This is a genomic window from Timaviella obliquedivisa GSE-PSE-MK23-08B, from assembly GCA_019358855.1.
GTDB classification, from domain to species: Bacteria; Cyanobacteriota; Cyanobacteriia; order Elainellales; family Elainellaceae; genus Timaviella; species Timaviella obliquedivisa.
Map to the genome: position 1 here is coordinate 230596 of JAHHII010000005.1, position 22938 is coordinate 253533.

General features: G+C 46.9%; 15 protein-coding genes. 11 read left to right on the plus strand and 4 right to left on the minus strand.

Annotated elements, in window-relative coordinates; genetic code table 11:
* Window positions 1–200 precede the first annotated feature (200 nt).
* From KME11_11525 to KME11_11535, 3 genes are all read left to right on the plus strand, one after another.
* Window positions 201–2390 carry a DUF4347 domain-containing protein gene (locus KME11_11525; GenBank protein MBW4515843.1) on the plus strand — a complete coding sequence of 730 codons (2190 nt, stop codon included), beginning with the start codon at window positions 201–203 and terminating at the stop codon, window positions 2388–2390.
* Window positions 2381–11614, plus strand: a complete 9234-nt coding sequence (locus KME11_11530; GenBank protein ID MBW4515844.1) for a hypothetical protein — start codon at window positions 2381–2383, stop codon at window positions 11612–11614. Before KME11_11525 ends, KME11_11530 begins: the two co-directional genes overlap by 10 nt.
* A gap of 172 nt (window positions 11615–11786) precedes the next feature.
* The gene (locus tag KME11_11535) at window positions 11787–14237 is read left to right on the plus strand and encodes a right-handed parallel beta-helix repeat-containing protein (protein MBW4515845.1); all 2451 of its coding nucleotides are present in this window, start codon (window positions 11787–11789) and stop codon (window positions 14235–14237) included.
* Window positions 14238–14536: 299 nt separating this feature from the next.
* Here the strand turns inward: KME11_11535 and KME11_11540 are convergent, their stop codons facing one another.
* From KME11_11540 to KME11_11555, 4 genes are all read right to left on the minus strand, one after another.
* A complete protein-coding gene (locus KME11_11540) occupies window positions 14537–14908 on the minus strand; it encodes a BON domain-containing protein (protein ID MBW4515846.1) in 372 nt (123 codons plus the stop codon).
* Between the two features lie 246 nt (window positions 14909–15154).
* Window positions 15155–16027 carry an MBL fold metallo-hydrolase gene (locus KME11_11545; GenBank protein MBW4515847.1) on the minus strand — a complete coding sequence of 291 codons (873 nt, stop codon included), beginning with the start codon at window positions 16025–16027 and terminating at the stop codon, window positions 15155–15157.
* 169 nt (window positions 16028–16196) lie between these two features.
* Entirely contained in the window at window positions 16197–17468 is a 1272-nt protein-coding gene (locus KME11_11550) for a glycosyl transferase family 1 (GenBank protein ID MBW4515848.1), read from the minus strand.
* 36 nt (window positions 17469–17504) lie between these two features.
* On the minus strand, window positions 17505–17642 hold the full coding sequence (locus KME11_11555) for a winged helix-turn-helix transcriptional regulator (GenBank protein ID MBW4515849.1): 138 nt from the start codon (window positions 17640–17642) through the stop codon (window positions 17505–17507).
* Between the two features lie 368 nt (window positions 17643–18010).
* Here KME11_11555 and KME11_11560 point away from each other — a divergent pair, with 368 nt between their 5' ends.
* From KME11_11560 to KME11_11595, 8 genes are all read left to right on the plus strand, one after another.
* The gene (locus KME11_11560) at window positions 18011–18157 is read left to right on the plus strand and encodes a hypothetical protein (protein ID MBW4515850.1); all 147 of its coding nucleotides are present in this window, start codon (window positions 18011–18013) and stop codon (window positions 18155–18157) included.
* Window positions 18158–18169: 12 nt separating this feature from the next.
* Window positions 18170–18916 (plus strand): SDR family oxidoreductase, encoded by a 747-nt coding sequence (locus KME11_11565; protein MBW4515851.1) that lies wholly within the window; start codon window positions 18170–18172, stop codon window positions 18914–18916.
* 96 nt (window positions 18917–19012) lie between these two features.
* Window positions 19013–19504, plus strand: a complete 492-nt coding sequence (locus KME11_11570) for an MFS transporter (GenBank protein MBW4515852.1) — start codon at window positions 19013–19015, stop codon at window positions 19502–19504.
* Window positions 19505–19514: 10 nt separating this feature from the next.
* Window positions 19515–19988: a transposase family protein gene (locus tag KME11_11575; protein MBW4515853.1), complete on the plus strand. Its 474-nt coding sequence runs from the start codon at window positions 19515–19517 to the stop codon at window positions 19986–19988.
* Between the two features lie 5 nt (window positions 19989–19993).
* A complete protein-coding gene (locus KME11_11580; protein ID MBW4515854.1) occupies window positions 19994–20698 on the plus strand; it encodes an ISL3 family transposase in 705 nt (234 codons plus the stop codon).
* A 221-nt stretch (window positions 20699–20919) separates the two neighbouring features.
* A complete protein-coding gene (locus KME11_11585) occupies window positions 20920–21417 on the plus strand; it encodes a GNAT family N-acetyltransferase (GenBank protein MBW4515855.1) in 498 nt (165 codons plus the stop codon).
* Window positions 21418–21671: 254 nt separating this feature from the next.
* Window positions 21672–22409: a 5'-methylthioadenosine/S-adenosylhomocysteine nucleosidase gene (locus tag KME11_11590; protein ID MBW4515856.1), complete on the plus strand. Its 738-nt coding sequence runs from the start codon at window positions 21672–21674 to the stop codon at window positions 22407–22409.
* Window positions 22410–22593: 184 nt separating this feature from the next.
* A complete protein-coding gene (locus tag KME11_11595) occupies window positions 22594–22857 on the plus strand; it encodes a hypothetical protein (protein ID MBW4515857.1) in 264 nt (87 codons plus the stop codon).
* The last annotated feature ends 81 nt before the right edge of the window (window positions 22858–22938 follow it).

Here is a 22938-nt window from a genome sequence, read left to right on the forward strand (position 1 = left end):
AGCTGAGAGTTCTTGACCACCGAAATCTGACAAGAATCAAGACGGTGTCGAATAACCATGACCGTCATAAGTTTGTCACTTCAAAATTCTATCTTGGGAACAATAGCTTAGTACAAAACCAATATCTTCCTTCCCAAGTTCCCTGTAAAGACTAGACATTTCACCTCTCTTATTTCTGTATCTGAGTATCAAGACTTCCTATGGCTAACTCTACATCAATCTGCTTAAATGACAGTTTACATGCACCTGTTAAGTCCTTAGAGCGATCGCTCCAAGCTTCTACTCAACTACTGGTCGTTGATGCCAGCGTTGAAAACTCCTCAATGTTAGCCAATGGAGTTCATCCTTCTGTAGAAGTTCTCGTTCTAAACTCAGATCAGAACGGAATCATGCAAATTAGTCAAGTATTGCGATCGCATCCTGCCATCACGACTCTTACTGTCGTAGCTCACGGAGTTCCCGGCTGCATCTACCTCGGCAATACCCCTCTTAATAACGACACCATTGCCTACCATAGCTGGGAACTATCGACTTGGTTTGCCCATGCCTACAATCCGCAAATTCTCCTCTACAGTTGCAACGTTGCCCTCGGCGATTCTGGAATTGAATTCATCCAAACTCTTCACCGCCTCACCAGAGCCAGCATTGCCGCATCCACAACCTTAATTGGGCGCACTGCCTCAGATAGTAACTGGCAACTCAACTATCAACTTGGGCAGATCGACAGCCAAAACCCGATCGCTTCAGATGTCCTGCAATCCTACCCAGGTGTACTTGCACCACCCGTCATCACCGATGCAGTCACCACACCCCGTTCCACATCTGAAGAAACCGTCATTGGTATCACAGGTGTAACCATTAGCGATACCGATGGCGATACACAAACTGTCACGGTCAGTGTTACCGAAGGACTAATTGCCCTAGCTACTGGTTCTGGAGTCATCGTTACCGAAAGTAACGCCACTAGTATTACTTTTACAGGAACCGTTTCTCAAGTTAATGCTGCTATTAATGGCATGAACTATACTCCTAGTTTGAACTATGCCGATACCACTACGTTGAGCATTTCTAGCAACGACGGCTTTACAACAGTGACTAAAACAGTGGCGATCGCTGTTACTCCTGTCAACGATGCCCCCACGATCGCTCCCTCAACTGCCACTGTCATAGAAGGGGGTAATGCCACCTTTGTTGCCACCAACTTTGGCATTGCCGACGTAGATAATATTGCCGCTCAAATCATCGTCAAAGTTGCAGCCCTTCCTAGCAAAGGCTTCCTCATGCTAGACGGAGGTAAACTCGCAGTCGGATCTTCTTTCTCCTCCGATCGCATCCCCGATCTAAAATACATTCATGACGGGACACAAACGACTGCTTTAGGGGGCACCAGTGATAGCTTTAGCATCACGGTTGCTGATGGAGCAGGCGGCATCATTAGTTCCACAGCTATTCCCATCACCATTACGCCAATCAATCAACTGCCCACAGTAACTGGATCAGCCATTCTGTTTGAAGGTGAATCGAACAAACCTGTCACCCTCACCATTAGCGACTTAGATCAAACCGCTACTAACTACACCATCAAAATTCTTTCCCAACCTGTTAATCTATCTCATGGAACTTTGAACTTCAATGGTGTCGCCGTAACGGTTGGGCAAACCTTTTCTTCTGCTGATCTCTCTAACCTCACGTACAGCCACCTTGGCAACGACGAAAACTTCGGCAATCCCCCTAATGTCACCTTTGACATCGAAGTACTTGACGATGGCGGCGGCACAGGAACACCCGGAGCAAAAACTACAACTATTATCCTTGGTATTAAACCCAACAACGATGACCCAACCCTCACTACAAACACCGGAGTAACCCTCAATACAACATTAACCCGAGAAGTTGTCATTACCAACGCTGACTTAAATGTCACCGATCCTGATTCGGGTATCCCTCAGCTTACTTACACCGTCAGTCAAGCTGTCGATCCTACATTAGGTTCGCTACAACTCAACGGTAGCAAGATTGGACTAGGTGCAACCTTTACCCAAGCTGATATTAACCAAGGACGACTAAAGTACGTTTTCAACCGTAATACTACAGCCGGACAAAATCTCACTGATAGCTTCAAGTTTGAAGTGCGGGACAGCAATATCACAGAATTTCCCACTGTTCGAGAAGGGGGTGTTTACAGTGGCGGAGTTATTGCTCAGAACACTTTTACTATCGATATTTCTACTCCCAATGCAATTGTTGATGCAACTGGAAGCAACGCTCCTACAGTTGTCACAAATACCGCACCTACGATCGCCAACAATCTTGGCATCGGTCAGCCCTCTGTTGGTTCTCCTACAATTAAGAAGATGGTTCAGTCGGAATTACTTCTGCCATGCTGTTAGTCACTGATCCTGACAATACTCCAGAACAGATCGTTTACCGCATTGAGAAATCTCCTACCAACGGGGCCTTTAAACTCAATGCTAGTCCTACCGGTTTGTATGGCTCCTTCACTCAGAAAGATATCAATGATGGTAAAGTCTCTTTTCAGCATGATGGCAGTGAAGACTTTATTGATATTGATGTCACCTTTTCAGTCAGCGATGGCACTAACCTACTGAAAAACCAGAAGTTCAAATTAGATGTTATTCCCCAAAATGATAACCCTATCCTTACCGTCGGCACAACGGTTTCACTGGCAGAAGATACAGAACAGGTTATCACCACCGCAAACTTTAACCTCAGTGATATCGATGGCTCTGGTGAAAAAATAGGGCAAGGCTTTGCCACCACCAATTCTCTCACCTTCAAAGTAACGGAACTTCCTGTCAATGGCGATCTCTACGTTGATCAAGGTTCAGGCTATGTGAAGATCGATGCCTCAAACTTTGGGACACTGATTATCACTAACAATCAACTCACGAGTAACAAGCTGAAATATGTTCATGGAGGGGATGAGAACGTTGCCGATAGCTTCAAGGTACAAGCCCTTGACGATTCTGGTGCTCTCAACAATTTTAGTCCTATCCAAACTATCAACATTGAGATTGCTAAAATCAACGATGCGCCTGAGCCATCAACGCCAGTCGTCAACCTGGTTGTCTCAGAAGCAGGAACCGGCACTATCAAAGGATCGAATGCTCTAATCGGTGAGCCTCGCCTCGTTTATACTGACCCCGATAACAGTACAATTCAAAGACAGTACGCTATTACTAGTAAAACGACTCGCGGAGCCATTCTACTGAATGGTAAAACTCTAGCTGTCGGCAGTGTCTTCACCCAAGACGATTTAGACAATAACCGAGTTACCTATAAGCACGATGGCACTGAGTTCTATACCGACAGCTTCAATTTTGAAGTTCGCGATGGCGCTGCCCCTCCTGTTCCTGGTAGTTACGGTATTACTATCACGCCTACCAACGATTCACCAACTCTCACCGTTCCTGCTACTCAGACTTTTGCCACTACGGCTCCTCTCGTATTTAGTACCGCTAATAGCAACGCCATCACCTTTACTGATCCCGACCTCGTTGCCCTTGATGTCGGCGAAATAGACATTATCCGTGTCACCCTGGATCTGCAAACAGCGGGTGCTACTTACACAAACAGCACTTTAACGCTAGGTTCTACCACTGGTGTAACTGTTTCCACTGGCACAAACGGCGTCGCGGGCGGCAAGATTGTTTTTGAAGGAAAAAAGGCAGATATCCAGGCGGCTTTAGAGGGATTGCAAGTCCAAGTTCCCGCTGACGAAGATCGGATTGTCTCTCTAGTCGTCACTGTTGATGACCGAAATAATGGTGGACCTGATGCGCTCATTCCTCAACCTACAACGGTCACTAAAACCATTAATATTAATGCTTCTAATGTCAACGATGCACCGACTATTCCAACCACACCCGCATCTGTTAGTGTTTCAGAAGATACAACCCTCAATTTCACAGGCGCAAATGCGATCGCCATTCAAGACGTTGACTCCTTTAGCACAACTAATAATACTGTCACCTTATCTGTCAACCAAGGAACGCTAAATCTTACTCCTGGTGCAGCCATAATTAGTGGGGGTGCGAATGGAACTGGAACAATCACTTTAACTGGAAGTCTTGCTAATATTAACGCCGCGATCGCCAGCCTTTCATACAAGGGTAACCCTGAATATAACGGTAGCGACAACCTCAGCGTTGTGTTCAACGATGCGGGAAACTTGGGCACAGGCGGTGCACAAAGCGTCACTCAAAATATTCCGATTACAGTGACTCCCGTCAACGATGCGCCTACGATCGCGGCTCCTAGCTCAACGTTGGCGATCGAAGACGGTAACCCCCTCACTTTCAACGGTGCCAATCTCATTTCTATCGATGATGCGAAAGATCTCGGTTCTAACGGTAACGGGCTAGATACCTTTACCGTTACAGTCGAGGCATTAAATGGCGCTGCACCTTACGGCAGTGTGCAAGTTGCGACAGGCTCAGGCGCTACGATTATTAACGACAATACTGCGTCTGTCACCATTTCAGGAACTAAAGCCCAGGTGAATGCAGCCCTCAACGGACTGTCTTACACACCTGCAAATAGTAACGTGGATGCCACTGTTGCCCTCAAAGTAACCGCCAGAGATCAAGCCAACGGTGGAACCGCGATCGGTGGCACAGGTGGTGAACTAACCGATATCAAAACCGTTCTCATTAACGTGAGTGGTGTTAACGATGCCCCTGTCTTGACGGCTCCCACCAGCGTTATCGCAACTGAAGATATACAATTCACTTTTGCTGCCAATTCCCTTAGAGTTGATGACCCAGATGACTTTGGCAAGCTCTTGCAAGTCAGCCTCAGTGTAGGCATTGGCAATAAACTAACGTTGGGCAGTCTAGCAGGACTAACAATTGTTAGCGGTGCCGATAATACTAGCACTGTGACTATCAAAGGCACAGAGTCCGCAATTAACACTGCGCTCAATACCCTCAAGTATCAAGGGAACGCTGACTATAATACTTTGGGGGGCAGCAAGGATACTTTAATAATTCTTGTTGACGATTTGGGCAACTCTGGGACAGGCGGTGCAAAAACAACTACTAAAACCGTAGACATCACCGTTACTCCTATTAATGATGCACCTGTCGTTCCGGGTTCTGCTAGTGTCGTCGTCGTTCCGGTTGCAGAAGACCTAACCAACCCTGCTGGAATCAATACTTTTACCCTGCTCAACAGCAAATATAGTGATATTAAAGACACGGTAAGCGGAGGCTCAACCGCCACACCCCTGGCAGGCATCGCTATTTACTCAAACAATGCTGTAGCAGCCCAGGGCAAATGGCAATACAACACAAGCGGCAGTTGGATCGATATTCCTACATCTGTTGGCACCTCGTCTGCCCTCGTTCTTCCTGCTACTGCCGATCTTCGGTTTCTTCCTAATGCTAACTTCAATGGCGCACCTGGTAATCTCAGAGTCTATCTCTCCGATGGCACAGGTGGGCTTCCAGCAACAGGCAGTCTATCTAACGTCTCTGCCGCTAATCGTGGCAATGCAAACCAGTGGTCAAACAACCCTGTTAGCATCACCACCACTATTACCGCCGTTAATGATGCCCCGATCGCCACTGGTATAGCGTCATTGGCTACCATTGATGAAGATGCGACTAATCCTCCAGGAGCCACGGTCGCAAGCTTATTTACTCCTACATTCTCTGATACTATCGATACTGTTGCGGGTGGCTCAACTGCGAACACTTTAGCTGGAGTCGCAATTATTGATAATGCTGCCACAGCAGCACAGGGAACTTGGCAATACTTTAACGGAACAAGCTGGGTAGCGATCGCCAATCCTACTCCTAGCGCTGCTTTAGTCATTGCAGCAGGAACTGGACTCCGCTTTCTCCCAAATGCAGATTTTAATGGCACTCCCGGTGGTCTCACAGTCAAGTTAATCGATAGCTCTGGCACAGCTACGACTGGAAACATTCTTGACCTAACTGCCTTAGGTACAGGTGGAATTACGCCGTATAGCAGTGGCACTATTCCTCTCACTACTTCAGTCACATCTGTGAACGATGCACCTAACGGTGCTGATAACGTAAAGACTATTGCTGAAGATACAAGCTATACGTTTGCAGCGATCGACTTTGGTTTCAGTAATCCTGCCGATCCAACTGATACTTTATCAGCAGTAAAAATTAGCAGTTTGCCAAGCAATGGAAAACTGCAACTGAATGGCGTTGACATCACGGTTGCAAATGTCGTGGTCTCGTTAACTGATATCAACAGTAGCAAGCTCAAATTTGTGCCCGATCTTGATGAAAACGGCGCACCTTACGGCAACTTTACTTTTGCAGTCAGAGACAATAGTGGCATAATAGCTACGGAGTTTGATGCAACTCCCAATACCTTCACTTTTAACGTTACTCCAGTAGATGATGCACCCACTGGGCAAGACAAAACCATTACTACACTAGAAGACACAAACTATGTTTTAGCTATCGCTGACTTTGGCTTTGCTGACGTTGATGGCGATACTTTCAGCAGTGTTCGTATTGACACGCTACCCACCAACGGTACTCTCAAACTCAATGGTACATTAGTCATTGCTGGACAAGATATCGCTATAGCTGACATTATTGCTAGCAATCTGGTTTTCGCTGCTGTCTCCAATACCAATGGCGCAAACTATGATAACTTCAACTTCTCCGTCAAAGATAGTAGTGGTCTTCCAGCTACTGAGTTTGATTTAGCTCCCAACACTATCACTTTCAATGTTACTCCAACGAATGATCCACCGACGGGACAAGACAAGACCATTACGGCGATCGAAGACATAGACTATATCCTCACCGTTGCAGACTTTGGCTTTGCAGATATTGACACAGGTGATAGTCTCTCTGGCGTTCGCATTGACTCATTGCCGACTAATGGCACACTCGAACTTAACAGCGTTCCAGTCACAGCCGGACAAATCATCGCAACGGCTGATATCACCGCTAATAAATTAATATTTACCACTGCTCTGAACGGCAACGGTGACAACTATGCTAATTTCACTTTCTCTGTTAAAGATAGCAGTGGTGATCTAGCTACTCAGTTCGATACTGCTTCTAACACTATCACTTTTGACATCACCGCAAAAAATGATCCACCGACGGGACAAGACAAGACCATTACGGCGATCGAAGATACGGACTATGCGCTTACCGTTGCAGACTTTGGCTTTGCAGACATTGATACAGGTGATAATCTCTCTGGCGTTCGCATTGACACCTTTCCTAGTAACGGCACGCTGAAACTCAATGGCACATTAGTCACGGCTGGACAAATCATTACCACGGCTAATATTACGGCTGGAAACCTAATCTTTACTGCTGCGCCAGATGCAAATGGCAGCAACTACAGCAACTTCAATTTCTCCGTTAGAGATAGCAGTGGTGATGGAGCTACTCAGTTTGATATTGCACCTAATAAAATCACTTTCAATGTCACTCCAGCTAACGATCCGCCTACCGGGCAAGATAAGACTATCTCCAGCGTCGAAGACACGCCCTATGTTTTCACCACTAATGACTTTGGCTTCAGCGATATCGATACGGGCGATATCCTCTCTGACGTTCGGATCGACACGCAGCCAGCCAGCGGCACATTCAAATTTAGTGGTATCGAGGTCGTTGTCGGACAAATCATTAGCTCTGCCGATATTACAGCAGGTAAGCTTATTTTTACCCCTGCTGCCAACGCCACTGGTAACAATTCCTTCAATTTCTCAGTCAGAGACAATAGTGGAGATTCAGCAACAGAGTTTGATTCAGTTCCTAACACCATTATCCTCAACGTTTTACCCGACAACGATCCGCCCACTGGACAAGACAGAACTATCTCCACCGTTGAAGATACAGTCTATTTGTTGACGACTAACGACTTTGGCTTCAGCGACATTGATTCAGGCGACACCCTCTCTGGCGTTCGCATCGACACCTTGCCCAACGGTACACTCGAACTCAACGGTATCCTTGTAATGATCGCCCAAGTGATCTCCGCTGGAGACATTGCCGCTGGAAATCTAGTCTTTACACCTGCGGTCAATACTAGCGGCAATGATGCCTTTACCTTTTCCGTCAAAGACAGCAGCGGGAATATTGTCAATGAGTTTGATACTGCACCCAATACCTTGACCTTTAATGTCACTTCTGCCAACGATCCACCGAGCGGTCAAGATAATGCGATCGCCTCTTTTGAAGATACGCCTTATATTTTCACCACTAGCGATTTCGGCTTCAGTGATGTTGATCCAGGTGATTTCCTCTCCAGCGTTCGCATCGATACTCCTCCCGCTAGCGGTACATTTACCCTTGATGGAATTGCGATCGCTCCCGGTCAAATCGTCAGCGCCGCTGATATCGCCGCCGGGAAACTTGCCTTCACCTCCGCACCAGATTCCAACGGCAATGACAACGCTGCCTTTACCTTCTCTGTTAGAGACAGCAGTGGCGACTCTGCCACAGAATTTGATCCTTTGCCCAACACCATTATCTTCAACGTTGCTCCCATCAACGATTCCCCTACTGGACAAGACAAGGCGATCGTTGCTGTTGAAGACGTAGGCTATCCGCTTACTACTGCCGACTTTGGCTTTAGCGATATTGATCCGGGCGATACCCTCTCTGGCGTTCGCATTGATTCGTTACCCATCGGAACACTTAAACTCAACGGAACTGGTATCACGGTTGGGCAAGTCATTTCTACCGCAGACATCATCGCTGGGAATCTAACTTTTACATCTGCTCTGAACTCAACAAGTAATGATAATTTTACGTTCTCAGTAAAAGATAGTAGTGGAGATATAGCGACAGAATTTGACACTGCCCCCAACACTCTCTCCTTCAACGTTACGCCTGTTAATGATCCACCAGCCGGACAGGATAAGACCATTCCTACTGGCGAAGATGCATCCTACATTTTCACCACTAGCGACTTTGGGTTCAGCGACCTTGACCTTGGCGATAGTCTCTCTGGCGTTCGCATTAACTCTCTACCCACCAGCGGCACATTCACCCTCAATGGCACACCTGTTTCGGTTAGTGATATTATCAGCGCGGCTGACATCATGGCGGGCAACCTCATTTTTACGCCTGCCGCCAATATCACTGGAAGTAACACCTTTACCTTCTCGGTTAGGGATAGCAGTGGTGATCCTGTCACAGAATTTGATCTAGTTCCCAACACCATCACCCTCAACGTTTCACCTACCAACGATCCGCCCACTGGACAAGATAAAGCCATCTCAATTGTTGAAGATACAGGCTACCCGTTAACTACTGCCGACTTTGGCTTCAGTGATGTCGATCCTAGCGATACGCTTAGCGGCGTTCGCATCGACACGCTACCTACCAATGGCACATTCACCCTCAATGGCGCACCTATTACGATCGGTCAAGTCATTAACTCTACTGATATCGCCGCAGATAAGCTCATCTTTACTCCAGCCCCTAACGCCAATGAATCAACCAACTTCACCTTCTCCGTCAAAGACAGCAGCAGTGATCCGGCTTCCGAGTTCGACCCTACTCCCAACCAGATCACCTTCAATGTCGCACCTGTCAAAGATGCACCCACCGGACAAGATAAGACTATCTCAGCAACTGGTGGCATTGGCTATCCTCTGACTATTAATGACTTCGGTTTTGCCGATGCTGACGATGACACCTTCAGCGGTATTCGTATCGATACCATTCCCACTAACGGCACGTTCCAACTCAATGGCACTAACGTTACGGCTGGGCAAGTCATCAGTGCTACTGAGATTGCAGCGGACAAGCTCGTTTTCACGATCGCGCCAGGCACCAACGGCAACAATTACGCTAACTTCACTTTCTCAGTCAAAGACAACAGCGGCGATACTGCCACCGAGTTTGATGCTATTCCGAACACAATTACCTTCAACGTTGCCTCTAACCTTGCACCCATCATTGACTTAGATAGCAATGATAGCAGTGGCATCACAGGCACTAACTACCAAGTGCTTTACACCCCTGGACAGTTAGCCAAAATTGGTGATACCGATGTCAGGATTACCGACGTAGACGACTCTAATATGGAGTCTGCTATCGTTACCCTGACTACTCGCTTCAATGGTGCTTCTGAAGGTCTTGTCCTCACCGGGACTTTACCTAGGGGAATCAACGCCTCTGCCTACGATCCCCTCACCGGAATTTTGAAGCTTACAGGTAGTGCATCCATTGCAGATTATCAAGCGGCGATCGCTTCCATCACTTATAAGAACACCATTGTTGCGAAGAATACAAGTAATCGTACCGTTACCGTTATAGTGAATGACGGTGAGAAAGATAGTAGTATCGCGACGACAACGATTCTGTTTGACTCTGACGGCGATCGCTCTTCTGACTCTTCAGATCTTGATGATGACAATGATGGCATCCCCGACCTCATCGAACAAAACGGTAATCCTAGCCGAGATACAGACGGGGACGGCATTCTAGACACTTTGGATCTTGATGCTGATAATGATGGCATTACCGACCTTCAAGAAAGCGGATTAAGCACCGCTACAATTGCCATCCTCGACAAAGATAATGATGGTGTCATTGACCCAATTAATAACTTTGGCAGCAATGGTCTATCCAACTCTTTAGAAACTACACCAGACAGTGGTGTCCTCAACTACACTCCCATTGATACGGATGGAGATAAAAAGCCCAACTTCCAAGATCTCGATAGTGATAACGATGGTTTAAGCGACCTTGCTGAAAGCGGATCTGGCTATCTTGATGGCAACGGCGACAAGATGGTAGATGGAAGTGATTCTGACGGAGACGGCATCCTTGATCTAGCCGATAAAGGCGCGGGTTTTGGTGGCGGTAATCGTCCACCGTTCAAAGACAGTAATAACAACGGTACTCCTGACTTCATGGAGATATCCGTCAGTCCTCCTAAAGGCACTAACGGTTCTGATACTATCATTGGCACTGATGGTGATGATATTCTCAACGGCTTCAGCGATCGCGATATTATCTACGGTCGGGGTGGGAATGACTTAATTAATGGTGGTAGCGATCGCGATGTTCTACGCGGTGATGAGGGGAACGACACCATTAACGGTGGAACAGATAATGATGACATTCAAGGAGGAACAGGAAATGACAGCATCAGCGGCGGCGATGGTGATGATCTGATACTAGGAAACGACGGTGATGATGTACTGAACGGCGATCGCGGTAAGGATAGAATTTACGGGGGGGAAGGCAAGGACATTATCAACGGTGGTGACGGAAACGATCGTCTCCATGGTGATGAAGGGGATGATATTATTCGAGGCTACCGGGGCAACGACCTTTTGATTGGTGGACTGGGCAAAGATGTACTCACTGGAGGACAAGGACGGGACATCTTTAGATATCGTTCAGTGAAAGAATTCAACGATGTCATCACAGATTTTGAAATCGTCAAAGACCGCTTTGACCTCCGAAAAATCTTCAATCGTAGAGGCTCCATGAGCAATATCGAACTTCAACAAAGTGGCAAAGACACCCTTATTGATGTGAGCTTTAAAGGCAAAGAATATACCCTCGGTATGCTCGAAGATGTTAACGCTAACACTCTAAAAGCGCGCCACTTTAAGTTCTAAATATCGGAAGGGAGGCAAATAACTGCCTTCTGCCCCCCTTCTTTGATTCCATTCGTTTTGCCTCCAGTTTTCTCGCTGAAATTGTGGGCTTCTAGGCACTTGATAGGTTTTACCAACGAAATAGGTAACCTGTATTAGCGAGAGAATTCGTAGCATTCGCAGGATAATTTCAATGAAAGTTTCAAGCATCGCAATATTATTAATACTGACGGCATCTCCCTATACTGTACTTGCCCAAACCCCAGACGTTTCTCGCATTCCTGCAAGACTAGGTGTCGGACACAACAGTTCTCAGGGTGCTATTGATGGCACTAGTCGTTTCGAAGGCTTCGTTCCTCTCGCCCAAACTGCTGGGCAACGCATCACATTTTTAGAGGGTGAATTCCTCCTCGACAACGGTGGCGATGTGGGCGGCAACATTCTCCTAGGCTATCGCTATTACAATGACAGCAAAAATCGAATTTGGGGTGGTTACCTTGGGTTTGATCATCAACAAACTGACGAAAACTCCTTTAACCAAATTGGTTTAGGAGTCGAGAGCTTAGGCAGAACTTGGGACTTCCGGGCAAATGCTTACCTCCCCATTGGCGACACGCGTGAACTAACTGATGAAACTAGCTTCGACAGTGGCTTCAGAAATGTCAGAGGCTTTCAACAACATCAATTTGTTCTAGGCAGAGAGCGCACACGCCAAGTGGTTAGTGGCTACGAAGCTGCGCTAGGTGGTTTTGATGTAGAAGTCGGTGCCCGGTTAGCCCACTGGGAAACAGGTGATTTACGCGGCTATGGTGGGGTTTACTTCTATGATGCAGCAGGCAGTAATAGCACACTCGGTTGGCGACTGCGCCTTGATGCTGACCCTAATCGTAACGTCAACTTGGGAGTAGCACTACAAAATGACGAGAAGTTTGGTACTAATTTCTCGTTCTCGGCTGCGTTCACATTTCCAGGAATTCGCGGTCGCGATCGCGTTCAACCTGCTGAAACTGTCGTGGCTCGTCTTGGTGAACCCATTGCCCGTACTCCTGGCATTATCATTGAGACTCAGCGCGAAGTAGATACGCAAGTTGAACGCGATGTCCGTCCGTTAGAAAATCCTGAAGAAGAACGTCCCTACCGCTTTCAACACGTTACCTTGGGTTCTGTAGGAGGAGACGGTACATTTGAAAAACCATTTGGCACAGTTCAAGCTGCGCTCAATAATACTCGCTCTGATGGTAACGATATTGTCTATGTTGATCGTGGGAGCAATCCAGCGATTCCAGCTTTTACCATTCCCGATCGCGTCCAAGTCTTTTCTCAAGCTCCTGCTCAGTTCTTGGCAGGGTTACCGTTTCCTGGATTTCCTAGAGCCAGAGTGCGGTTGCCCTTTTCGCCTGTGCCAAACTACGAGGATGGAATCTTGGTTCGCTTGCCTTTATCTGGCGATCGCAACTTTCCTCGGATTCAAGGCGGTAGCGCTGATTTGGTAACAATGGGCAATCGCACAACTCTTGCTGGGTTTCAGCTTTTGGATGCAACGGGAAATGGCATTGCTGCTAACAACGTGACCGATATAGAACTGCGGAGTAACACTCTTACCAATTCGAGTGAGCGAGGCATTTTTCTTGATAACGTTGCGGGCAGTGTGGTGATGTTTGACAACACGGTAACTGCCTCTAGAGGAGGAGCAGGTTCGGGACAAGGTATTCTCATTCGCAATAGCATTGATGCTGCAATCGAAGTGACGATGAATCGCCAGCGGTTAGAGAATCAGCGAGTAGGTCTGGAATTACTCTCGGAGGGCGATCGCATCCGTAGCATTGATCCTCAGCAAAATATCAGCATTCGTAACACGACTATTACGAACTCCCGTGAACAAGGCTTACGCATTCAAGCCAATGGATCTGGAAACCAACAGCTTTCCTTCCAGGATGGTGAAATTCAGAATAATGGTGCCCAAGGTGTGGTGATTCAAGCTGCTAATACTGCCTCTCAAGAAGTGTATCTGGATCAAAGTTTTATTAGTAATAATGGCGGTGCGGGTATCCAAGTCCAGGGTGGAATTGCAGGGGGAACTTCTACTTCTGCACAGGAAGTCTTTGTCCGAAATAACATCATTGAGAATAACCGAGGGGCTGGAATTGATATCAATGCAAATGAATCTTCTGCACAGGAATTTGCGATCGATAGCAACACAATTCGGAACAACAGGGGTGCTGGTATTCAAGGCATATCTAACAATGCCTCGTTTCAAGAGTATGTTACTGATGGCTCTAATGGTTCGCAAGGAATTAGCAACAACATTATTTCTGGAAATGGTGGTCTAGGCATCAGCTTACAAGCCAATGATATTTCCACATCAGTGACTGATTTGGTCAACAATAATGTGTCTAACAATCAAGCGGATTCTGATGATGTAGTAGTTGCTCTATCTAGTAACACGGCTAAGGTTTGTGTGGTAGCACTGACCAACACGACCCTTTCTGGAATACGGTTGGATAACAATAGTTCCAACTTAGCAACTGGTCTATTTGAAATAGGAGACTTGGGCAACATTTCTACGTTAAACATTGGTCGTGTGTTGTTACTGCCCAATGTGGCGACGTTTACCGATAAGCCTGGTGCCAGGTCTTGCTTTTGAGAAGTTTACGCTATCTTGTCTGTTTTATTAACAGATGGCAACTTTAGTGGCTCAATTAGTTAATGCTCTTCGGCAGAAATATCTAAGGACAACTCACGAGCAAGGACAGTATAAGGACAGTATGTTGAACATTGCCGCCAAACAAGTTACTAGCACGTGTTTGGGGGTGAAGACGCTTCGACCAAGAACTGTGTATTAATCCTTGCGCCCTTCTATTTTGCAACGCATCATTAAACAATGAGCTAAGGAAGACAGAAAGGCAGATCCAGCGCTTGGGATCTGCCCTTACCAAAATAGCGTTAACCTACAGTTACTTCACTAGTATCCACACCCTCTGCGCCATGTACACCACTAGCCACAGAAACCGCTTTATCGAGAAGCGCCTGGCTTGGCACTTTGCCTTTGAGCACAACCTTGTCGCTGAGTTGAGCAACCCAGAGGGTTTCGATATCATCTAAGCCATCCGCTTCGTCAAACGCTAGTGCTACGCGCTTAGCCAGACCGCTTTCATCAAACTCTCCGTTTAAACCAACTTTAGCAGGAGGAATACTATCAGCAGTAGGACTGGCAGCAGTGGGGCTGGCAGCAGTAGGGCTAGGAGTTGCTGCTACTGGAGGCGCACCTGCGGCGGGTTTTTTACTGCCGGGAAACAATCTACTTAGCCAACTCATATTCTGTTCCTCTAGAAATTTAAAACACTGGTCACAGCTAAGGTTACCAGCAAACCTGCTCCTAACTATGTGCCGAAAGGTGTAGTTTAGCCGTCTATTTGACCTTGCTCGGTCTTTATGATCTGAGATAATGCGATCGCCCTTCCACCTTTTAGCATAAAAGGCGATCGCTCTCTCTGTTCCCATGCAACAGGCTAGGTATCGATAAACGTCTATATTTCTTTCAATTCTTAGATCGAACTTGAGCTACTGAGTTTCCATCCAAACCAAGCATTTTTGCATTTGCTCTGCAACGGTTTGGCGATCGCCATGGAAGCGACGACCATGTCCTGGCAATACCCACTCAAATGAATAACCGGCTAGCCGCTTCATCGATTGGATAAGTTCTGTCCAAGAGTACCAACAGGCTCTCCGAAACGCATACAGGTGATTGAGGTCAGAAGACCAGGCGAGGTGATCTCCCGTGAACAAAATAGTGTTGTTGTAGAGTAATACCGTGTGTCCTTTAGTATGACCTGGAACGGGAATGATCAACAGATCGGGTTTTAGCTGAATTGGATCTATCCCTGATAGTTGAATTTCAACACTCTGAGTGGAACGGTTGATCTCATCTTTGTGGAGAATGCGATCGCAACCAAAGTGCTGGTGAAATTTTTGATGATCTGCCACGTCATCTCGGTGAGTCAGATAGAGATAACGAATGCCGCCCATCTCTTCCAATCTTTTTACCAAAGGAGGTGCAAAGCGAGGTGAATCAACCAACACATTACCGTCTGCTCGTTGAATAAAATAGCTGGCAGCCCCATAGGAATTTTCGGCGTGATAGCCGCAGTGATACACAGTTTCTGTAATGGGAATAGGAAAGCTGTGATGTACCTGCTTAACATCTTGCGGCTTTTCGACGGTTCCAATTGATGCAGTTGGACAAGCCAATAATGCCTGCATCGCTCTCAGACGCTCTGCTTCACTACGCGGCTGGTGATAAACCGCAGATTGAGCGCCTGCTTCATAAAAAGTTTCTGGAGCCATCCATCGACAGGTATCACAGTCGATGCAAGTGGAATCAACGTAGAAATCACCACTCACGTTTTCGGGGCGGCGTTGGGTGGGGTGTGCCATAAGACTAAGTATATTGATTACTTTCAGGTTACACCTTGATACTCATTTTGTAGTTAAGGATTTACCTTGCAAAAAAATAGAAGACGAACACCATTCCCAGAAGTTTTTTGGAAGCTTATGGGTGAGGGGGCATGACATCGTGCCGCAGTGACTCACGAGTCGAAGGGAGTCACTGCTGTGAACTTTGAAAAGATGAAACCGCTTGCTCAATAATATCGGCGGCTCGAGTCACGCCTCCAGATTGAGCGATCGCCTGTTGAAGGCGCTGTGCTTGCTCTCGATAACGGGGTTGGTTCAGCACTTTTTCAATCGCACTTTTCAGCAGTGGAACGCTCAATTGTGACAGCGGAACTTGCTCTCCAGCCCCCGTCCAAGCAATCCGGGCAGCCACTCCAGGTTGATCATTGGTAATGGGGATGGCAACCATAGGGACTCCACAACTCAGGGTTTCTAAAGCTGTGTTCATCCCTGCATGAGTGATGACGAGTTTGGCTTGTTGCAATAGTTCTAGCTGGGGAGCATAGCCCACGACGATCGGTGATCCAGCAAAGGTCGGCAGCGCGGTCGTATCCAGATGTTTACCCAGTGAGATCACCAGTTGACAACCTAGACCATCGCAGGCTTGGGCGATCGTGCGAAACGTCTCAAATTGTCGATTTTGTACCGTTCCCAGAGACGCATAAATAAGTGGTTGTCCTGTTAGTTGCTCATAGGGAAATGTGGTTGCAGTCCGCGTGTTGGCGGCGTGCCAAGGCCCGGTAAAATGAAAGCAGTCTGGCAATTGTTGCCTGGGAAATTCAAAGGCAGCCGGAGATTGGCTGATTTGCGCCAGCTTTGAAAAAGCGTCGTTGGGTTGCAATAGCGGCGGCAGTTGATGCCGATGCCGATACTGATTAATTAAGGATTGAAACGACCATCCAACGATCGCTAAGCCAAAATGAGCCGCTTGATTTCGCACTTGTGCCCACCATTCAGGCTCATACTCCCAATCCGTAAAGATCGGTGGAATGGCAGGTTCTTGGTTTAGCATTAATGCATTGCAGACACTAATAAACGGTAGTCCCAATGCTTCAGCGATCGAACCTGCTTCGGGGGATACTTGATCGACAATCAATGCTTCTATCTGAAGCTGTTGAATCACAGCAGGAGCTTCTTGCAACACCACAGCGGCTCCAGACTGCACCAAATCCATCGTATACTTCACGGCGATCAGCCCATCCAATTGACCCAGTTTCTCCTGAGTTTGTGCGGATGAGCCAGGCGGAAATTCTGCTTGCCCAATTGGATAAAACTCAATTCCGGCGGTCTCTGCGACTGTCTGAGCATCCACAATATTAATGAGGGTAACGCGATGCCCCCGATGCTGAAGTTGATGCCCCAGGGTAGCGATCGGGTTAAGGTGCCCAGAACCGGGCGGGCAAAACAAACCGAAGTGAACCATGATGAAATAAGGCCTTTCACAAATAATTGGATTTTTTCACTTTAACAATCCAGCCTTTGTAGCGGTGAAGAATTTCAGCGTAGATCGTTTTAACTCGCTATATCGTTTTTCACCATCCTTGAGATGCCACAAAATCAAAAGCTTCCACTTGCCGCCCAACACCTTAAGCGTCATTTGCACGAACAATATACCGTCAGTTTAATTCGATTGCATTAACTCATTCTCCTCTGAGCTTATAGGAACTTACAAAAAAGTAAGTACTTCCCAAAAAGTCAGTCGAAGTATACCTTGGGGTTTGGTCAAGAATCAGTTTGAGTTCGTTCAGGAGACAGAGCAATGTCGTCATTGGCAGGAAAAGTCGTCGTTGGCAGGAAAAGTAGCCCTTGTTACAGGTGCATCGCGCGGGATTGGACGATCGGATTGCAGAACGGTTGGGGCATGACGGTGCGAATGTAGTGATTACCTATGCTGGCAATTGAGATCAGGCAGAAGCGGTTGTTGAAACGATTAAAAACAATAGCGCAGAAGCGTTCAGCAAAGTTGTGCAAAGGACAATCGCAGTTCAACCTGATATTAGTGATATCGAAAGTACACGTACTTTATTTGCCGATGCGTTTCTGGCATCGGAGTCGTATGAGGCGACATGGATAAATGGACAGGTCATTCAGGTGAATGGCGGCATTTTATAAGCGAGGAAAAAGATGGAAATTGCGAATTCAGTTGCGCTGGTGACAGGAGCCAATGGAGGCTTGGGTCAATATTATGTGGAGGCATTGCGATCGCGAGGTGCTACCAAAATTTATGCGGCGGCTCGTAATTCCAATTCGCTAGCCGACCTGGTAGCGACTGACCCTAACATGATTATTCCGGTTGCCCTAGATATCACCCATGAAGAAGCGGTAAACCAGGCAGCAGCCCAATGTCAAGACGTGACATTTCTAATCAACAATGCCGGGGTTGGATTCAATCAAGGGTTGATTGCAGCGTCTGATTTATCTCAAGCTCGCATGGAAATGGAAGTGAACTATTTCGGAACCTTGATGATGTGTCGTGCCTTTGCGCCTGTGCTGAAGCAAACTGGGGGCGGAGCAATTATCAACATGGCATCGATGGTAGCGCGCGTCAATCTTCCCTTCAACGGCAGCTACAGCGCCTCTAAAGCAGCAACGCTATCGCTCACCCAGGGAGTCCGAGCAGAGTTGGCAGCACAGGGAACCTTAGTCATTGCCGTCTTGCCTGCGACCATTGATAGTGGCATGGGAAAATCCTATCCTGACCCGAAAGTGTCGCCGGAAGAGGTAGTCAACGATGCCCTACAAGCCGCGATCGATGGCGTTGAGGATGTTTATCCTGGTGAACAAGCTAAACAAATGGCAGCACAGTTGCTCAAAGATCCCAAAGCCCTTGAAAAAGCAATGGCGGTGATGTTACCCAGTTCAACTCATTAATCAGGGCTTCGGCTGAGTTTAGCAGGCATGATTCAAGCTTAAAAGATCACAACTGCCGCTATCCAAACTACGTGCAAACCTTGTCCTGAAAATATGATGAAATCCCGTAGTCCTGATACTTTTCTCGTCAAAATAACGCTACTGCTGGTCAGTGCCCTGACCGTGATGGCAGGCGCAACGATCGCCCCGGCTCTCCCAGCCATGCGGCAGTATTTTTCCGAGGTTGCCAATGCTGATTATTGGGTGAGGCTCATATTAACTGCCCCAGCGCTTTTTATTGCGATCGGTGCGCCCATCGCTGGAACAATCATCGATCGCTTTGGGCGTAAAGGGTTACTGGCTACTTCGGTTTTTCTTTATGGCTTGGCGGGCAGTTCTGGCTTTTTGCTCAATGAGATTGGGTTAATGCTGCTAGGGCGAGTGCTGCTGGGCTTAAGTGTGGCAGGAATCATGACCACAGCAACTACTCTCATTGCAGATTACTACAGAGATGCTGCCCGTGCCCAATTTTTGGGACTGCAAGCTGCTTTTATGGGATTTGGTGGCGTTATCTTCCTGACTTTGGGGGCTCTTCTGAGGTCTTGGTGAAGATGGTATAGTGAGGTACATTTTACTATGCCATCGGTTCATGGACTTTCATCTCGACACCCTTCTCAATCTACCTGATACGACGGTCGAAAGCTGTCTGCACCAAGAGCAGCAAGTCGTCATGAAATTACGCTTTTTGTTGGAAAAAGGCGACTGTCCCGATTGCCAACAGTCGAGTGAGGATCTACACCAAAATCGCCCTATTTTAGTGAGGGACTTACCTGTTTTTGGTCAACCCGTACAACTCCAAGTGCCTCGTCGTCAGTTTTACTGTCGCCCCTGTCAACGCTACTTTACAGAACATCTGACATTTATCGATTGGGAACGGCGTTACACGCAACGCTATGAAGACTATATTTACCAACGCGTGCAAGCGGCAAGTATGGAGCAAGTGAGTCGGGAAGAAGACCTCAGTTGGGATCAAGTTCAGGGAATTTTCAAGCACAAGTTTACCCAGCAAAAAAAACAGACTGGAGAACGGTAAGGCCTGTGGGAATTGATGAAGTCAGTCAACGGAAAGGGCATAAAGATTTTGTCACGGTCGTCTGCGATATTGACCGAAGCAATCTCCTGGAAGTGATTGATAGCCATAAACAGACAGATATCATTGAAGTGCTGCTCCAGCAACCCCTTGAGCTACGTCAACAAGTAGAGGAAGTCAGTGTCGATATGTGGGGAGGGTTTCCCAAAGTTGTTGCAGCAGTATTCCCCAATGCTCAGATTGTCTTCGACCGATTTCATGTGATGAAGCCAGTCAACGAAGAGTTGAATAAAGTGCGAAAACAAGTTGACATGACGCTTAAAGGCAGTAAGTTTATTTTACTCAAGAACGGGGTCGATTTAAGCCCAGAAGAGCAGATTAAATTAGCCGTAATCTTGAGTCAATCGGGACGCTTAAAACTTGCCTACGAGTTAAAGGAAGAATTTAGAAGTATTTTTGAAACTTGCAATACGGTTGAGGCGGGCAAAGAACAACTCTTGGAATGGCTCAAGAAAGCTCGCTCTGTCTACTGTGAGGTCTTGACGACCATTCGCAGTCATCTCGATGGCATCTGCAATTACTTTTTGAGTCGGACGACCAGTGGCGTAGTCGAGGGGATGAACAACCGGATTAAATTGATTAAGCGTCAAGCTTATGGGTTTGCCAACTTCGATAATTTTCGAGCGCGGCTACTCGCTTGCTTCTCTGATTAGGCTCACTTATCACCATCAACCCAGAAGAGCCCGGGATTTTAGACAGAAACTTTCAGTCTATTAATAGTTCTGCCGCCTGAGTTACGAATAGGGTAGTGGTGTGAGAATATTGGTTAGTATCTCAAATGTTAAGCAATCCTAAAGATGCTAGTAACGAAAAGCAGTAAATTTGCTTAGTATTTGGCATCAAGCTGGACTTCTTTAAGTGGGTGGTTAAGGACATGAGTTTTGAGGCAGAAAGGTTGATCATTCGTCCAATTCGAGGGTCTATTGAGCCGGAGCAATGCGCTCGAATGATGGTCGAGGAAGAACCTTGGGTTCGATTCGGAACTAGTTATAAAGATAGTTTGCATAAGATGCAAGACACAAGCAAAGAAATCTACGTTGCTGAATCTGACGCACAAGTTGTTGGATTTGTGATTGTCAATATGCAGGGGACGTTCATTGGATACATTCAGACCGTTTGTGTAGCAGCAGAGCAGCGTGGAAGAGGAATCGGAACAAAGCTGATTGAGTGGGCGGAAGGCAGGATATTTAGAGATAGTCCGAATGTATTTATCTGTGTTTCATCGTTTAATCAAAATGCCCGTCGTCTCTATGAGCGATTAGGATATTCAGTTATTGGAGAACTAAAGGATTACATTGTGAAGGGGCATTCAGAGCTACTTCTACGAAAGACTCAGGGAGCATGGCTTGATTTTCAAAAGCATAAATGTTGATTGTGGCGGCAGAACAATCCGCTTGCACACCGACCGTATCAAGATGGTTAGTCTAGTCCAAAAGATCACTAGCGGCGTGTGAAGCGGGTCGTTAGGCTACTTATCTTTCGGGTGATGACAATAGTTCGAAATCGATTTGTCATTTCCCCAGCATTCACAGATTCAAGGTTATGAGTGAGGGCGGTGATTGAGAGATTGTTGATATGTGCAAAATGTCAAGCTAGAATCATTCAGGAAGTTCGCGGTCAAATTTCTTGATGAAGACGGCAATTCTCGCTCCACTTCAAGAAGAACTAGCTTTTCTGGTCGCTGAATTAGAGAAGTTTGGACTACAAAAAAGAGAGATTCGATTAGGTAGGCTAGACGTTTTTGAATTTAGCGAGATTGACTTATTAGTTACCTATGGCGGACATGGCAAAACGCAGTTTAGTATCCAGTCCCAGTACTTGCTTTGCCAGGTTCCACAAATACAACTGTTAGTGTGCGCCGGAGCCGCTGGAGCATTGACTAGTTCATTGAACGTTGGCGATGTTGTGGTCGCAACTGAAACGGTTGAACACGACTACAACCTGAAATTTGTCAGCCGCCCTCTGCCTCGTTTCGCTGGAGATCCTCAAGTCATTGAGGTTCTCCAAAATTTACCTCAGTCGAATTTAGCGTTTTCAGTTCATTTTGGTGCTGTTGCAAGCGGTGACGAGGATATTGTTGATGCTGCAAGAGGGCAAGAGGTAATGAACTTAACCAATTGTATTGCTGTTGCGTGGGAAGGGGCAGGAGGGGCGAGAGCGTGTAAATTCAATGAGAAGTATTATATTGAGTTGCGTGGTGTAACTGATACGGCAAATCATCAAGCAGCGGCAGATTTTGAAGCGAATTTGGTGATAGCCATGCACAATCTAGCTGAGGTCATTGTTCGATGGAGAGCAACGTTGCAACCAAGCGGCGCAGCACAACAATGCGGTGCAGCCGACCGTAAAGAGTTTCTTCATTAAGTTCGAGAGATCCTCGCGGCGGCTGACCTGTGCCGTTAGACAGTGCATACACCTACTAAAAAGCAGAATTTAAGTCAGGAGAAAATTAAGTGATTCGACTTGAAGATCAAGTAGCAATTATTACTGGAAGCAGGCGAGGTTTGAAACAGCCTATGCCCGCCTGCTGATGGGAAGAGGAGCACGAGTGGTTATACATGGCGCAGGCGTTAACAAAGATGGAACCGGGTTCGATCCGAACGTGGCGGCTGATGCCGCAAGCAGGATTCGAGAAGTAGGCGGGATTGCGTTTCCGATCAACGTCATCCTCGATAGTAGAGATAACTGCCGAAGAAAGAGTGGAAACTACACTGGAGAAGTTTGGTCGCCTCGACATTTTGATCTACAATGCGGGATGGGTTGCCATCAGTCAGTGCAAGATGCACCGGAACGGAGCGTAGGTTATTATTGAGTTGCAAAGATTATTCTCGTCCAATGAGTTCAACCGTTAGTCTGCAATTCCTGTTAAATGCCTATGATATTATGTAAGCAC

What these genes read in the sequence shown, in the direction of transcription:
- KME11_11565 (MBW4515851.1), top strand. Translation starts at nt 18,170, where the DNA reads ATGGAAATTGCGAATTCAGTTGCGCTGGTGACAGGAGCCAATGGAGGC.
- KME11_11545 (MBW4515847.1), bottom strand. Translation starts at nt 16,027, where the DNA reads ATGGCACACCCCACCCAACGCCGCCCCGAAAACGTGAGTGGTGATTTC.
- KME11_11540 (MBW4515846.1), bottom strand. Translation starts at nt 14,908, where the DNA reads ATGAGTTGGCTAAGTAGATTGTTTCCCGGCAGTAAAAAACCCGCCGCA.
- KME11_11535 (MBW4515845.1), top strand. Translation starts at nt 11,787, where the DNA reads ATGAAAGTTTCAAGCATCGCAATATTATTAATACTGACGGCATCTCCC.
- KME11_11525 (MBW4515843.1), top strand. Translation starts at nt 201, where the DNA reads ATGGCTAACTCTACATCAATCTGCTTAAATGACAGTTTACATGCACCT.
- KME11_11585 (MBW4515855.1), top strand. Translation starts at nt 20,920, where the DNA reads ATGAGTTTTGAGGCAGAAAGGTTGATCATTCGTCCAATTCGAGGGTCT.
- KME11_11555 (MBW4515849.1), bottom strand. Translation starts at nt 17,642, where the DNA reads ATGACGCTTAAGGTGTTGGGCGGCAAGTGGAAGCTTTTGATTTTGTGG.
- KME11_11550 (MBW4515848.1), bottom strand. Translation starts at nt 17,468, where the DNA reads ATGGTTCACTTCGGTTTGTTTTGCCCGCCCGGTTCTGGGCACCTTAAC.
- KME11_11530 (MBW4515844.1), top strand. Translation starts at nt 2,381, where the DNA reads ATGCTGTTAGTCACTGATCCTGACAATACTCCAGAACAGATCGTTTAC.
- KME11_11570 (MBW4515852.1), top strand. Translation starts at nt 19,013, where the DNA reads ATGAAATCCCGTAGTCCTGATACTTTTCTCGTCAAAATAACGCTACTG.